Raw genomic sequence first — 14,788 nt, 5'->3', positions numbered from 1 at the left:
ACCCCGAACGAAACCCGAACAGCAAACAGCGGAAGTAACACCGGAAGGTGGAACTTTCGTGATGCGATCGAGGTATGGACAGGAGGCAGCCAGCGCAACGTCCAAAACTACACCCAAACCTACGGGGGTGTCAAAGTACCACCCGTGGCGATCCGTGGGCGGCAACTTCGCCCCGGTGTGTCTGTGTCGATATCGCGGCGATCAGAACGCCTTTACCAACACATCCGAGTGACGGTCTCCACAGATATCCGGCCGGGCCGTAGAGTCGCTGGCTGCGTTCGCGAGGCCCACGCCGGCGTCCTGTCCCCTGTGACAGCCGCCGCTGTTGTGAATAGCGTGACGGCTCGGACGAAAGTCGTCAAGTGGCGGTCCGAGTTGACAAATCGCGAGATCGCCTGTCCCAGTACAAGATCACCTTCCGACGTCGTGCGATGCCGGAAAGACACCGGCGCGCAGCGGCCGGGAGGACCTATTTGTCCGTGATCACCGGATCACTTGTCGGTGATCTCCGAGGCCAGCCAGTGGCCCTTCACCTTCTCCATGCGCAGCACGATCGGGCCCGACGCGAGGGGTTCGGGCTTGCCGTCCTTGACCGCGGAGATATTGAGGTTGACCAGGAGTTCGGCCCGGTCACCGGTGAGCAGCGTCACGCCGATCGGGTCGGTTTTGACCTCGGTGTCGGTCTTGGTCTGCTTGATGGTGTCGACCGTGGTGTCGACGAAGCTCGCGAAGTCCTTCTGCATCTTGTCGGTGAGCACCGAGTTGACGTCGGTCTTCCACTTGTCGATCTCGGCGGCCTTGTAGCCGTAGAGGGTGGTCAGGGCGTGCTCGCCCGCGGCCTTCACCTCGTCGGTGGCGCCGTTGTCGACGTAGGCCAGATTGCCCGAGTCCGACTTCGGCTTGCTCACCCAGTGATTCACCGCACCGACCACCGAGAAGGCCAGCAGCAGCGCCGCGACCCCGCCGCAGACCGTGGCGACGCCCCAGTTACGCCAAAATCCGCCCTGTCGGACCGGCTTGGAATACTGTTGCGGGGCAGGGTTTTTGGACAGGCCCGGACGGCGCGGCGGGGTGGTGCGCGACGCAGTCCGATCGGAGCGCTCGGTGGTGGACCGGGCGCTCTTGGCGGGACGGGTGCTCTGCACATCCGCTGCGGTGGTGCGCGACGCGGTGCCGCGCTGGGCGGCCGGGCGGCGCGGGGTGACGCGGTTGACGGGGCGTTTCCGGTTGGCCATGGTCACTCCCTCCTAGTTGCCCGGTTTGGGGGTCGGGGTCGGCTGGGACGTATCGTTCTGCGGCGCGGCGGCCGAGCCCAGGGGCACGGGCTCGCCCAGGTTCTGCGCCTTCTCGGCCTTCCAGGTGTCGCCCGTCTTCACCATGTCGAGGGTCCACAGCTGGCGGAAGCTCGCCGGTTGGCCGCCGGGCCAGCTGCGGGTGATCTTCAGCACCGCGAAGGTGGAGGCGTGATCGAGTTCGCTGTTGAGCGAGGTGAGCGTGATGCCCTCGACGGAGGCCTGGATCCGGGTCTTGGAGTCCTGAGCCTGCTTCTTCAGCTCGTCCTGCCCGTCCTCCTGCTGCTTGAGCAGGTCCCCCGTCATCGATGACCGAATATTTGCCAGCGAGCCGTCGATATCGTCCGGGTTGATGGACATGAGGTTCACGGCGGCCTGGCGGGCGTCGGTCAGCACGGAGTCGCGGGCCTGAGCCCGGCTCTCGTCCTTGTGGTCGCCGAACCACAGGTAGCCGATCACGCCGGCCGCGATGACCGAGACGATCAGCAGCGCGATCGCGCCGACCCTCGCGAACCGCCGCATGTCCAAGCCGTCCGCGGGCGGCGCGTCCGTGACCTGTTCGACGGGCAGGGCCTGCGCGGGCGGTGAAACCGGCTCGGCGGGCGCCGTGGGCTCGGCGGCCTCGGCGGGCTTGTCGAGCACCACCGTCGGCTCGGACGCCGGTTCGACCGTCTCCGTGCCGGATTCGGCGTCGGCGCCCGCGCTCTGGAACGACTCCGAGGTCGCGACGTCGGCCCAGGACGCGTCCGGGGTTGTTTCGGGAACCGACTCTGTCGTCGGCTTCTCGAGGTTCTCCCCCGATTCGCTGTCCTTGTGCTGGCTCACGCCGCCACCATACTTTCCTCTCTTCGCGCCCTAGCTGGGACTTCGGTCACCGTGAAGCGGTCAGTGCTTGGGGGTGATGCCCATCAGCGTCGCCAGCTGCGTCGCGACCGGGTTCAGATTGAGCTTGTCCGGGTCGTACTTGGGCTTGTCGTCCCACGGCTGCGGGACATTGGGGTCGGCCAGATCGGCGCGCGCCGCGCCGCGGACGTCGGTTTCGCTGCCCTGGGGGACCGCGCAATGGGCTTCCGTATTGAACGGGAAGTCGTCGCGGGTGTCGTCGAAGTTCGGGTTCTGGGCCTTCATCTGGTCCAGGATCCGTTGTGTGCCTTCGTATCCCACGGTGCAGGCGGGCGGGTCGTTGGTCTCCAGCACCAGGCCGAAGTGGGTGGTGCCGTCACCGGGCGCGGTCGAGGAACCACCGAGCGGCAGCAGCGGCAGCATCGCGAGCACCGGGCCGAGGGCGTAGAACTTCGGCGAGATGGCCGCCAGCAGCGTGCGCAGGTTGGTGAGGTCCTTGGTGAGGGCCGGGCCGCTCTCCTGCAGCAGACGCTGGATCGCGGAACCCGCGTCGGTGCCGGTGCCGATGAGGCGGCGGATGTCCGGGTCGTTGGACTTCAGCTGCGCGGTGAGCTTGTCGAGGCCGTCGCTGAACTGCAGGATCGCCGGGGCCTGCTCGGCCTGGGTGCCGAGAACGGGCTTGGCGGCCCGGATCAGCGCCAGGGTCTGCGGCAGGTTGTCCAGGCCGGTGGCGCTGAACTTGTTGAGCGAGTCGACCAGGATCTTGAGGTTGTCGCCCTGGCCGTCGAAGGCCTTGCCCAGCTCGGTGATGGTGGTGGACAACGCCTTCAGGTCGGTGGTGTTGGCGAAGTGGTCGACACTGGTGAGCAGATCCTCGACGTGGATCGGCGTGGCCGCGCCGTCGATGACCGAGCCGTCGTGCAGCCACGGCGAGCCATCGCTGGTCGGCACCAGGTCGACGTACTGCTCACCGATGGCGGAACGGTTGGCCACCACGGCCTTCGCGTTGGCGGGGACCTTGGGCTTGCCGGAGTTCATCTCCAGGGTGATGAGCACGCCGTCGGGGGTGACGTCGAGGTCGCCGACCCGGCCCACGGGCACGCCGCGGTAGGTGACCTCGGCGCCCTTCGACAGGTTGCCGGTCTCCTTGGCCTGCACCTTCACCTTGTACAGCCCGAAGCCGAGCATGTTGTCCAGGCGAACGTATTTCGCGCCGACGAACACCACGCCGAGCACGGCGATGAGCGCGAAGGCGATCAGCTGATTACGCACCAGACGAGTCATCGCGGACCACCCACTCCCAGCTGCTCGAGGATCGATCCCAGCGGATCGGTCGGTCCCGTCGCCCCGGTCGGCCGCGCCACGGTGGGCGGCAGCGGCAGCAGGGAGACGGTCGGCCAGCCGCCGCGCGGGCCGTTGCCGTTGTAGTACGGGTTGGTCGGATCGACGTTGACCTGGCGGCCCGAGGGCGGCAGGTACTGCGGATCCGGCTTGCCCACACCGAGATTCGAGAGCAGACCGCCGATCTGCAGGTCGACCGAGAGCCAGGTGTTGACCTGGCCGCCGAACGCGGACTTTATGGCCTCGTCCGGGAACGGGTAGGTCGGGATGAGCGGGAACGCGGTCACCAGGTCACCGGCCGAATTGCCCAGCGCCTGCAGCGTGGGCCGCAGCGAGGACAGGTCGGTGATCAGGTTGTCCTTGGAGTGGTTCAGCACGTCGAAACCGGCCTGCCCCACCCGATCCAGCTGGGTCAGCATCTGAATCAGCTGCGGCCGTTGCTCATTGAGGATCTTGATGCCGTGCGGCAGCTCGTCGAGGATCTTGGAGATCTGGGTGGTCTGCTGCCCCACCCGGCTGCTGAGCGTGTCGAGGCTGTCCAGCGCACGGGTGATGTTGTCGACCTGGTCGTCGAGGCCCTTGATCAGGGTGTTGGCCTGGTCCAGCAGATCCCGGACCTTGCCCTCGCGACCGCCCAGAGTCTTGTTGAGCTCCACCACGATCGGCTGCAGCTGCGCCACGCCGCCGCCGTTGAGCAGCAGCGACAGCGCGCCCAGCACCTGCTCCACCTCGGTGGCGGTGCGGGTGTTCTCGACCGGGATCTTCGCGCCGTCCTTCAGCTTCGCCGCGTCGGCGTTCTGGGCGGGAGCGGACAGCTCGATGTACTTCTCGCCCAGCAGGTTGGTCTGCTTGACCTCGGCGCGGGCATTGGCGGGCAGGTTCACGGCATCGTCGACCAGCACCTGCACGCTGGCTTCCCAGGCGTTGTCGGGCGCGATGCGGATCTTGTCGACCCGGCCCACGGCCACGCCGTCCACCTTCACCGTCGACTGCGGGACCAGGTCCAGCACGTCGGAGAAGCGGATGTCGAGGTGCATGGGGTGCTTGCCGACATTCGGGCCGCCGGGCAGCGGAATGCTGTCCGCGCCACAGCCCGCGGCCACCATGGTGACCGCGCCGAGCGAGGTGGCGATCAGGGCGGCGCGCTTGACCCGTCCGCCGCGAATGCGCTTGGCGCTCATCGCTGTCCACCTTCCTGCTGCGACGGCGGCTGCTGGTCGGACGGGTTGCCCGGGACCGAGCCCGGCACCGCGTTGCGCTGCTCGTTCTCACCGCTGAGGATGCCGAAGGGCAGCACCAGCGTCGGCGTCTTCACGCCCGCGGTGAGCTGATCGGTGATCACCTTGCAGTTGTTCAGGATCGGGCCCAGCTGACGCGAGATGGCGTCGAACTTGGGGTCGCCGGGACGCAGCTTGCCCAGATCCAGCATCTTGCAGATGACGCCGAACGGGTCCTGCAGGTCGGTGAAGTTGGGGCGCATGTCGAGCGTGCCGGTCTCACCGTTGTGCACGTTGATCAGGTTGCTCAGCGCGGTCGGGATGAGCGGCAGCGCCTTGGCCAGATCGTCGCGCTGATCGGCGAGCGTCTGGGTGAGCTTGGTCAGCGCGTCGGCGTTGGACTGCACCAGATCCCGGTTGTCGTCGATGAACCGGGCCACGTCGCCGAGCGCGACCGACAGCAGGCTCAGCGCGTCGCCGAGGGTCTGGCGCTCGTCGGACAGGAACCCGGCCAGCGAGGCCAGCTGGGTGTTGAAGGTCCGCACCTGCGCGTCGTTGTCGGCCAGGGTCTGCACGAAGACCTGCAGGTTCTTGACCGTGTCGAAGATGTCGTTACGCGAATCGGAGAGCGCGTTCGCGGCCTTGGACAGCTGGGTGAAGCTGTTGCCCAGCGCCTCACCGTTGCCGGAGAGGTTGTCCGCGGAGGTGCGCACCAGCTGGTTCAGCGCGCCGTCCTTGTTGGCGCCGTTGGGGCCCAGCGCATCCGAGAGATCGGTGATGGACTTGTAGAGCCGGTCCACCTCGACCGGGGTCGCGGTGCGATCCTTCGGGATGGTGGCGTTGCGGCCCATCTTCGGCCCGCCCTTGTAGACGGGCGCGAGCTGGATGTACCGGTCCGACACCACCGACGGGGTGATCTGGGCGGCCTTGGCGTCGGCCGGAATGTCGTACTTGCGATCGACTTCCATCACGACCTGGACGATGTCGCCCTTGGGCGTCACCTTCGTGACGTGACCGACCGGCACGCCCAGGATGCGGACATCCGAGCCCTCGTAGATGCCGATGGACTTGTCGAAGTCGGCGGTGATGGTGGTCGTGTTGAGCTTGCCGAAGCCCCACCACGCGACGCCGGCGAGCGCGACCCCGAGGACGGCCACCAGGGCGATGACCTTGCTCTTGGTGCTGGTACCGCGCAGAGCGGTGAGCGGATTCTTCGCCACGGGCTAACCTCCCAACTTTCGGATCGGCTGGCGGTCACCCGGAATGTCCGGCAGCGCGGGCGGAATCAGGTTGGTGATGACCGCGTCGAACCAGCGGCCGTTGCCCAGCACATTGGCGTAGAGCCCATAGAAGGGCGCGGCCAGGGTGAGGGTCTTGGAGATGTCGGCCTGGTGGTCGTTGAGCAGGTCGATGGTCTTGTTCAGGTTGGTCAGCGCGGGGCCGATCTGCTGCTCGTTGTCCTTGACCAGCGCACTCAGTTCGGCCGCAATGGTTTTCGCGCCGGTGAGCAGCTGGTGGATCGCCTGCTGGCGCACGTTCAGCTCGGCCAGCAGCTCGCCGCCGTTGGAGATGAGCCGCTCGAACTCCTGGTTGCGGTCCGCGAGCACCTTCGAGGTGGTCTTGGTGGCGGCGAACAGCTGCTTGAGCTGATCGTCACGCTTGGCCAGGGTCTCCGAGAGCCGCGCGACGCCGTCGATCGACCCCCGCAGTTCCGGCGGCGTCGTCGAGAAGGCATCCGAGAGCACCTGGAAGCTCTGCGCGAGCTGCGCGGTGTTCGTCTCCTCGATGTTCTTGGCCGCGTCGCTGAACGCGTCCACCACGTCGTAGGGAGACACGGTGCGCGAGAGCGGAATCCGGTCCGAGGGGTTGAGGATCTTGGTGCCCTTGGGATCGAGCGCCAGATACTTCTGCCCGAGCAGGGTCTTGATCTGGATGGAGGCGGTGGTCTCGTTGCCGACCCAGGCGTCCTGGGTGCGGAAGTCGACCAGCACCTTGTCGCCGTCGAGTCGGACGTCGGAGACCGCGCCGACCTTCACGCCGGCGATGCGAACCTCGTTGCCCTTCTTCAGCCCGGCGGCCTCGGAGAACTCGGCGGTGTACTTGGTACCCGCCCCCAGCAGGGGCAGCTTGTCCAGATTGAACGCGGACATGGTCACCAGCAGCACCAGGAGCAGGCCCAGCCCGCCCATGAATGCCGGACTGCGCTTGCCCAGTACGGTGCGGTCGTCCATCAGCGGCCTCCCTTCCCATGGCAGCGCGGGGCCGGATTGGTGTAGATCGGCTGGTTCACGGTCGGCATGTTCTGCAGTGCGGGCGGGAAGTTCAGCTGCGGCGCGTCCTTGGTGCCCGGCCCGGCGACGATGTCGATGCCGCACAGGTAGAACTGGAACCAGGAGCCGTAAGAGGCTGCGCGCCCGAGCTTCTCCATCTTGATGGGCAGGTTGGTCAGGCCCTCGTCGACCTCGTCCTTGCGGTCGTTGAGCGTGCCGGTCAGCTGGTTCAGGCCCGCGATAGCGCCCTGCAGGTTCGGCCGCACCGGGACCAGCAGGTCGGCGGTGGCCGAGGCCAGGTTGCCCAGCGAGGTGACGGCCGAGCCGATGGTGCCGCGGTCGGCATTGAGGCCGGTGACCAGCGCCTCGGTGTTCACGATCAACTGGTCGAGCTGGTCGCCGCGGGAATTGATGCTGTCCAGCACCGCGTTCAGGTTCTTGATCAGCTCGCCGATCACCGCGTCCTTGTCGGCCACCTTGTTGGTGAGCGAGGCGGTGGTGGCCACCAGGTCCCGGATCGTGCCGGATTCACCCTGGAAGACCTGGATGATCTCGCCGGACAGCTTGTTCACGTCCTCGGGCGTGAGCGTCTGGAACAGCGGCCGGAACCCGTTGAACAGCTCGGTCAGATTGACCGCGGGCTTGGTGCGCTCCAGCGGGATCGTCGCGCCCTTGTTCATCTTGCGGCCCTGCTCGCCGGTGCCCTGTTCCAGCGCGACGTAGCGCTGTCCCACCAGGTTCCGGTACTTGATGGTCGCGGTGGTGGAGGCGGGCAGCCAATCCCGGTCGGTCAGTTCGAATTCCACATTGGCCAGGCGCTTGTCCACGATGGACACATTGGTCACCTTGCCGACGCGGACACCCGCGATGCGGACCTCGTCGCCCTTGTTCAGGGAGGTCACATCGGTGAAGCGGGCATTGAACTTGGTGCCGCCGCCACCGTAGTTGGCGATGGTCAGCGCCAGCACGCCCGTCAGGAAGACCGTGACGAGAATGAAGGCGATGAGTTTGGTCAGCGTCGGCCCGAGGCCGCGCAACACATCCTTCACTTGACGCTCACCTCACTGCCGCGGAACGCCGGGGCCGCGATCTTGGTGACCCAGCTGGGCACCTGGTCGGGCGAAACACCGTGGGCCGCACCGTAGATCGTGCCCAGCGCCTGGGACTCCTGCGGCGAGTAGGCGGTGGTCGGCGTGTAGGGGCCGTACACCTTGTACTGCGGCTCCTGCATCCGGCCGATGTTCTGGTCGCCCGGATTGCGGCTGGGCGGCTGGTAGGAGCCGTCATTGCCGGAACCGTCGGTGTACTGGCCCGGGTCGGTGCCGGGCGGGTACATCGGAATGCAGAGCGGGCCGCGCGAGTCGAACCATCGCGGCTCGTCCTGGTTGGGAACGTAGCGGCCGCGCGGGTTCACGATCGACACGCTCACCCGCGAACCCGGCAGATCGGTGCCCTTGCCGAAGATCTCGTCGATGCGCGGCTTGAGCTCCGCGAAACCGGCCAGCGCGCAGCTGTAGCTGGGCGAGTACTTGGCCAGCGCCTCGAGCGCGGGCCGCGAGTCGGCGGCCACGTCGATGATGTTGTCGCGGTTGGCCAGCAGGAAGTCGGCGGTGGTGGAGGCGCTCGGGGTGAGCGTCGCCAGCAAGGTGTCGATCTGCGAACGCTTCTGCACGATGGTGGCATTGGTGGTGCGCAGGTTGTCCAGCGCGTCCACCAGCTGCGGCGCGGCGTCGGCGTAGGTGGTCGCCACGTCGGCCAGGCTCTTCAGATCCTGTTGCAGCGTGGGCATCTCACCGTTGACCTGGGTGATGATGGTGTCGAGCCGGTCGACGGTCTTGCCCAGTTCCTCCCCCTGTCCCTGCAGCGCGTTGGACAGCGCGCCCAGCGTGGAGGACAGGTACTGCGGCGGAATCGCCTGCAGCAGCGGCAGGATGTGATCCAGCAGCTGGCTCACCTCGACGGCATTGCCGGTGGTGTCCTGGTGCAGGGTCACGCCCTCGGTGAGGTGGCCCTGCGGGTCCGCGGGCCAGGTCAGGTCGATGTAGCGCTCACCGAAGAGCGTCTTGGGCAGCAGTCGCGCGGTCACGTTGACCGGGATCTCCTTGGCCTTGGCCGGATCGATGGCCAGGTCCAGTTTGACGTTCTTGCCGTCGTAGGAGCTCGACCGCAGTTCGCCGACAGTGACGCCGCGGACCTTCACATCCGCGTTGCGGGTCAAGGCGTTTCCGACGGTGTCGGTGATCAGGTTGACCCGCACCGAATCGGTGAACTGCTTGTTGTAGATGGCGATGGTCGTCCAAAGAAACAGCGCGACCAGTACGAAGAACAGCACACCAAGGGTCCTGGTGCGCAGCTTCTCGGTCTTCCGCCAGAACTGCACACGCTCCGGGTTGCTCATCCGGCCACCCGCACCGTCGTGGTCGTACCCCAGATCGCCAGGGACAGGAAGAAGTCCAGCACGTTGATGAGCACGATCGCGGCACGCACCGCACGGCCCACGGCCACACCGACACCCGCGGGACCGCCGCTGGCGTTGTAGCCGTAGTAGCAGTGCACCAGGATGATCACGAACGCGAAGACGAGCACCTTCACGAACGAATAGAGCACGTCTTCGGGTGGCAGGAACAGACTGAAGTAGTGGTCATAGGAGCCACTCGACTGCCCGTTGAAGTAGATGCTGATCAACCGCGAGGCCACGTAGGTGCCCAGCAGGCCGACCACGTACAGCGGAATCACCGCGAGGAAGCCGGCGATCGCGCGCGTGGTCACCAGGAACGGCACCGACGGCACCGCCATCACCTCGAGCGCGTCGATCTCCTCGGAGATCCGCATGGCGCCCAGCTGCGCGGTGAAACCACAGCCGACGGTCGCCGACAGCGCCAGCGCCGCGACCAGCGGCGCCAGCTCACGGGTATTGATGTACCCGGTCAGGAAGCCGGTCAGGACTCCGGAACCAAGGGCGTCAAGGGCTTTGAAGCCCTGCAGACCGACGACCACACCGACCGAGGCCGACATGAACACGATCACGCCGATGGTGCCGCCGATGACCGCCAGCGCACCCGAACCGAAGGTCACCTCGGCCAGCAGCCGCATGACCTCCTTGCGGAAGTGCACCAGCGTTCTCGGAATGGCGCCGATGGCCTTGGAGTAGAACGACATCTGGTCCCCGGCCTTGTCGACCAGGTTCACCGGGGCCTCGATGACCGGCTTCACCCGGCGCGCCGACCGGGAGAAGACGGTGGAACGCTGCGAAACGACCATGGGTCACGCGCCCTTTGCGGGGACGACCTGAAGATAGATCAGGGTGAGAACCAGATTCAGGAAGAACAAGACGAGGAACGTGATCACCACGGATTGGTTCACCGCGTCGCCCACTCCTTTCGGTCCCCCCTTGGGATGCAGGCCCTTGTACGCGGCGATGACCCCCGCCACCACGCCGAAGATCAGCGCCTTGATTTCGCCGATCACCAGGTCGGGGATCTGCGCGAGGGCGGAGAAGGACGCGAGATACGCGCCCGGGGTGCCGCCCTGCAGCCCCACGTTGAAGAAGTAGCCGCCGCAGATGCCGACGACCGACACCAGGCCGTTGAGCAGGAAGGCGACCAGCATCATGCCCAGCACGCGCGGAACCACCAGGCGCTGAATGGGATCGATGCCGAGGACCTCCATGGCGTCGATCTCCTCGCGGATGGTGCGCGAGCCGAGGTCGGCGGCCACGGCCGAACCGGCCGCGCCCGCGATGATCAAGGCGGTCACGACCGGAGCCGCCTGCTGAACGGTTGCGAGCACCGAGGTCGCACCGGTGAAGTTCTCCGCGCCCAGCTGCTTGATGAGCGAGCCGGTCTGCAGGGCCACCACGGCGCCGAACGGGATTGCCACCAGAGCGGCGGGGAGGATCGAGACACTCGCGATGAACCACGATTGCTCGATGAACTCCCGCCACTGGAAAGGCCGGCGGAACGTCTTCCGGAGCACGTCCAGAAACAGGGCGAAAATGTTGCCGGCCTGGGCAAGTCCCGACTCGACCGGGGTGCGCAGTCGCGTCAGGGTGGGGTTCACGGGCGGTATGTTACCCGTTAGTCAGGTTCTGTCGAACCGTGGCGTCGTACCCGCCTGTATAGGCGGGCATTACCTGTGTGTCGGAATCATCGCCGTTCTGCTGCATGGACTCCCGAATGGCTTCCTGAGCAGCAGGCGGCAGGGTGTGCATGATCTGACGGACCCGCTCGCGACGACGGTTCACCGCGCCACGCACGGGCATCCCCGGCTGCGCCCGCATCTGCGGGATGATGCCCTCGATCTCCTCCGCGCCACCGGCGTGGTGACCCGAGTCGAACATGGCCTGCTCGCGGGCCATCTGGGCTTCGTCCTTCTCCTCGGACATACCGATGGGGCCCTGCATGCGGCCGTTGAGGAACTGCTTGACCACCGGCTCCTCCGAGGTGAGCAGCACCTCGCGGGGACCGAACATGACCAGGTTGCGGCGGAACAGCATGCCGATGTTGTCCGGCACCGTACGCGCGAGGTTGATGTTGTGCGTGACGATCAGGATCGTGGCGTCGATCTGCGCGTTGATATCGATCAACAGCTGCGAAAGATAGGTGGTGCGAACGGGATCCAGACCGGAGTCCGGCTCGTCGACGAGGATGATCTGCGGGTCCAGCACCAGCGCGCGAGCCAGGCCGGCACGCTTGCGCATACCACCGGAGATCTCACCGGGCAGCTTCCCCTCGGCGCCCAGCAGACCGGTCAGCTCGAGCTTCTCCATGACGATCTTCTTGATCTCGGATTCGCTCTTCTTGGTGTGCTCGCGCAACGGGAAGGCCGTGTTGTCGAACAGGTTCATGGATCCGAACAGCGCGCCGTCCTGGAAGAGGACGCCGAACAGCTTGCGGATCTCGTAGAGCTCCTTGTTGGAGCACGTGGTGATGTCGGTGCCGTCGATGTAGATCGAGCCCTTCTCCGGACGGAGCAGACCGATCAACGACTTCAGGAAGACGGACTTACCGGTACCGGACGGGCCGAGCAGAGCGCTGACTTCCCCCGGAGGCAGCGTCAGAGTGACGTCCTGCCAAATACGCTGGGAACCGAACGACTTCGTGATGCCTTCGGTCCTGACCTCGACGCCCACGCCAACCTCCACTTTCTCCGACGAGCGCCCTACATGTAACCCTGAGCCACAAATTTCGCGCGGTGTGGCGCGTCACAGTAGGTTCGGCCACTGTATCGCATATATACCGTCTCGGACACCGGGACCTGACTGGTCGGTAGAAAGTTTCATTCCGAAGTCGCGATCACGGGTGTATTAAGGGAGAAAGATACGCGAAAAGGGCGGCCCCACAATGGGAACCGCCCTTTTCACAAAGGGACGCGTTGCCGAGTATGACCCCGGCACACAATCTCCGTCTTACTTGACGGTGATCTTCGCGCCGGCCTCCTCGAGCTTCGCCTTGGCGGCCTCGGCGGCCTCCTTGTTGACCTTCTCCAGGATGGCCTTCGGGGCACCCTCGACCAGGTCCTTGGCTTCCTTCAGGCCCAGGCCGGAGACGATCTCGCGAACGACCTTGATGACCTGGATCTTCTTGTCGCCGGCACCCTCGAGGATGACGTCGAACTCGTCCTGCTCCTCGGCGGCCTCGGCCGGGGCACCAGCGACACCCGCGGCGGCGACGGCGACCGGAGCAGCGGCGGTGACCTCGAACTTGTCCTCGAACGCCTTCACGAACTCGGACAGCTCCAGCAGGGTCATGCCGGCGAAGGTCTCGAGCAGCTCATCAACGTTGGCCATTGATATTTCCTTTCGTAGGTTCGTCGCTGTGTCGACAGCGGCGAATAGGTTTGGGGTTGTGACTTATTCGGCGTCGGCAGCAGCGTCGGCGGCCGGAGCGGCGGCGCCACCCTCGGCCTGCTTCTTCTCCTGCAGCGCGGCCAGCAGGCGCGCGACCTGGTTGCCGGGGGCGGCGAACAGGCCGGCAGCCTTCGACAGGTTGCCCTTCATGGCACCGGCCAGCTTGGCCAGCAGCACCTCGCGCGACTCGAGGTCGGCGATGCGCTCGACCTCGGACACGGACAGCGCAGCGCCGTCCATGTAGCCGCCCTTGATGATGAGCGCCTTGTTGTCCTTGGCGAACGCCTTCAGCGCCTTCGCGGCCTCGACCGGCTCACCGGTGATGAAGGTGATGGCGGTCGGACCGACGAACAAGTCATCCAGGCCTTCCACGCCCGCCTCGGCGGCGGCACGCTTGACCAGGGTGTTCTTGGCGACGGAGTAGGTAGCGTTCGCGCCGAGGGCACGACGCAGCTCAGTGATCTTGCCGACGGACAGGCCACGGTATTCCGTGACGACAGTCGCGGTGGACGACTTGAACTGCTCGGTGATCTCCGCGACCGCGGTGACCTTCTCAGGCTTTGCCATACTTCGCCTCCTCTCTGGATGGTCGGTTCTCGTATGAACTACCGAGTTCCGCCACAGGGGCCGGCGACAAAGCTAACGCCCCGGTCGCAGAGCGAACCCGGGGCGCACAAGAAACGCGATCTCTCGCAAGTTTCCCTACCTCGGCTCTCCCTGCGTGGGCCGCCGGCAATATCGCCGGACCTTCGACTGCCTCGAGGGCAGCAACCAACGGTCTTCGGTAGAACGATTGGGGGTGATCACCGAACGGATCGATGACCGTCGTCCAATATAGCGGACACGCATCTAACCAGCAAAATCGAGGTGGAACCCGGCTCCTACCCCGCCCCTGCGGTCGAGGTCGTCGAGGATCGCGGTGATCGAGGAACTGCCGCCCCACACCCACTGGTTGCCGATCAGGGCGTCACCCGCGACCACCGGCGCACCGGAATCACCGGGGAATTCGGGCACGGTGGTGACCAGGTAGGGGCCCATCGAGCTGAGGGTGGTGCCGCAGGTCCGGCCGCTGGTATCGCCCTGCTTGCACACCGGGGTGCCTTCCGGCGGCGGCGCCGCGATCCGGCGGATCGTCGTATCACCCACCGTCGCAACGGGATCCACCATCGACCGGTCGAAAAGGATGACGGAATAGTCCAGCCCGACCCCGTGCGGCCCGGGACCGATCGGATTGCCGCCACTGACGTAGTCGACCGTCCCGATCCGCCCGAGCGACGGATCATGCGGGTAGACCGCGTCCCCTCGCTCAAAGGCGCAGTGCGCGTTCGTGAGCCCGACCAGATTCCCCGCCGCGTCCGACCCGATCGCGGTGAGCGTGCAGTAATGCACCAGCGACAGCGACCCGACCGGCGCTCCCCACGACAACGCCACTCCCGTGCCCCCGCCCACCGGCACCCGTCGCGGCTCCTCCGCGTGCACGCGGGCAGCAACGGACACAACGGTCATAACACCCATGATTATCGAACCGAAAAGCACTGCCGCCGAGCGATTTCGAGTCATCACGCCTCCGGCTTGGATGGACGATCAGAGCAAACACAACGGTCGCGTTTCGCTCTTATCCAAGCCCCTGACGCTCACAACCCCGCGCCCGAACCCCGATCCCCCGGTCGATCAGCGTGTCGAATCGGCCTCGAAGGCTACGGCTCGATACGAATCACCGTCTCCACCTTGCCGATCCCCTTGTCGAACGATGCGATACCCGACCCCGGGGCAGCCTCGGAAAGCGCCACCAGATAGGCGTCCGCGAACGACAGACGGTAGTGCTCGTAGACGTCGATCGCACGAATGAGCAGGCCGGGATCGCCGGTGACGATGTTGCGAGAACTGACGAGCACCCGCGCCAGAGCGGCGACCTGAGGTCTCGGCACCTGGTAGACGCTCTGCAGCACATAGACGGTCTCGGCCAGGATCAGATCC

General features: G+C 66.0%; 15 protein-coding genes. All 15 read right to left on the bottom strand.

The genetic code is table 11. From position 1 onward, the window contains the following. Nucleotides 1-491 precede the first annotated feature (491 nt). Complete coding sequence (locus GPX89_RS43040; RefSeq protein WP_157393564.1) at nucleotides 492-1,235, bottom strand: hypothetical protein; 744 nt, start codon at nucleotides 1,233-1,235, stop codon at nucleotides 492-494. 12 nt (nucleotides 1,236-1,247) lie between these two features. After that, nucleotides 1,248-2,117 carry a hypothetical protein gene (locus tag GPX89_RS43035; protein ID WP_157393563.1) on the bottom strand — a complete coding sequence of 290 codons (870 nt, stop codon included), beginning with the start codon at nucleotides 2,115-2,117 and terminating at the stop codon, nucleotides 1,248-1,250. Nucleotides 2,118-2,177: 60 nt separating this feature from the next. After that, a complete protein-coding gene (locus GPX89_RS43030) occupies nucleotides 2,178-3,419 on the bottom strand; it encodes an MCE family protein (RefSeq protein ID WP_157393562.1) in 1,242 nt (413 codons plus the stop codon). Continuing rightward, the gene (locus GPX89_RS43025; RefSeq protein WP_157393561.1) at nucleotides 3,416-4,657 is read right to left on the bottom strand and encodes an MCE family protein; all 1,242 of its coding nucleotides are present in this window, start codon (nucleotides 4,655-4,657) and stop codon (nucleotides 3,416-3,418) included. The genes GPX89_RS43030 and GPX89_RS43025 overlap by 4 nt, the downstream gene beginning before the upstream one ends. Next, nucleotides 4,654-5,913 (bottom strand): MCE family protein, encoded by a 1,260-nt coding sequence (locus GPX89_RS43020; RefSeq protein ID WP_328602985.1) that lies wholly within the window; start codon nucleotides 5,911-5,913, stop codon nucleotides 4,654-4,656. Before GPX89_RS43020 ends, GPX89_RS43025 begins: the two co-directional genes overlap by 4 nt. Before the next feature lie 3 nt (nucleotides 5,914-5,916). Further along, a complete protein-coding gene (locus GPX89_RS43015) occupies nucleotides 5,917-6,924 on the bottom strand; it encodes an MCE family protein (protein WP_157393560.1) in 1,008 nt (335 codons plus the stop codon). Continuing rightward, nucleotides 6,924-8,000: an MCE family protein gene (locus GPX89_RS43010; RefSeq protein ID WP_157393616.1), complete on the bottom strand. Its 1,077-nt coding sequence runs from the start codon at nucleotides 7,998-8,000 to the stop codon at nucleotides 6,924-6,926. Before GPX89_RS43010 ends, GPX89_RS43015 begins: the two co-directional genes overlap by 1 nt. A gap of 8 nt (nucleotides 8,001-8,008) precedes the next feature. After that, nucleotides 8,009-9,361, bottom strand: a complete 1,353-nt coding sequence (locus GPX89_RS43005) for an MCE family protein (protein WP_157393559.1) — start codon at nucleotides 9,359-9,361, stop codon at nucleotides 8,009-8,011. After that, nucleotides 9,358-10,224, bottom strand: coding sequence for an MlaE family ABC transporter permease (locus tag GPX89_RS43000; RefSeq protein ID WP_157393558.1), 867 nt, complete (start codon nucleotides 10,222-10,224; stop codon nucleotides 9,358-9,360). Before GPX89_RS43000 ends, GPX89_RS43005 begins: the two co-directional genes overlap by 4 nt. A gap of 3 nt (nucleotides 10,225-10,227) precedes the next feature. Further along, nucleotides 10,228-11,022, bottom strand: coding sequence for an MlaE family ABC transporter permease (locus GPX89_RS42995; protein WP_033088700.1), 795 nt, complete (start codon nucleotides 11,020-11,022; stop codon nucleotides 10,228-10,230). Between the two features lie 10 nt (nucleotides 11,023-11,032). Continuing rightward, on the bottom strand, nucleotides 11,033-12,094 hold the full coding sequence (locus GPX89_RS42990; protein WP_328602984.1) for an ABC transporter ATP-binding protein: 1,062 nt from the start codon (nucleotides 12,092-12,094) through the stop codon (nucleotides 11,033-11,035). A gap of 276 nt (nucleotides 12,095-12,370) precedes the next feature. Continuing rightward, the gene (gene rplL, locus GPX89_RS42985) at nucleotides 12,371-12,751 is read right to left on the bottom strand and encodes a 50S ribosomal protein L7/L12 (RefSeq protein ID WP_157393557.1); all 381 of its coding nucleotides are present in this window, start codon (nucleotides 12,749-12,751) and stop codon (nucleotides 12,371-12,373) included. A gap of 63 nt (nucleotides 12,752-12,814) precedes the next feature. Next, nucleotides 12,815-13,378, bottom strand: coding sequence for a 50S ribosomal protein L10 (gene rplJ / locus GPX89_RS42980; RefSeq protein ID WP_157393556.1), 564 nt, complete (start codon nucleotides 13,376-13,378; stop codon nucleotides 12,815-12,817). Between the two features lie 282 nt (nucleotides 13,379-13,660). Next, the gene (locus tag GPX89_RS42975; RefSeq protein WP_157393555.1) at nucleotides 13,661-14,317 is read right to left on the bottom strand and encodes a chymotrypsin family serine protease; all 657 of its coding nucleotides are present in this window, start codon (nucleotides 14,315-14,317) and stop codon (nucleotides 13,661-13,663) included. 191 nt (nucleotides 14,318-14,508) lie between these two features. Next, a partial coding sequence (locus GPX89_RS42970) for a PIN domain-containing protein (protein ID WP_157393554.1) occupies nucleotides 14,509-14,788 on the bottom strand: 280 nt, incomplete at its 5' end.

Origin of the sequence: Nocardia terrae (assembly GCF_009760405.1) — a bacterium.
Classification (GTDB): Bacteria; Actinomycetota; Actinomycetes; order Mycobacteriales; family Mycobacteriaceae; genus Nocardia; species Nocardia terrae.
The sequence above is the reverse complement of the archived record's forward strand: the minus strand, read 5'-3'. Positions and strand labels throughout refer to the sequence as shown.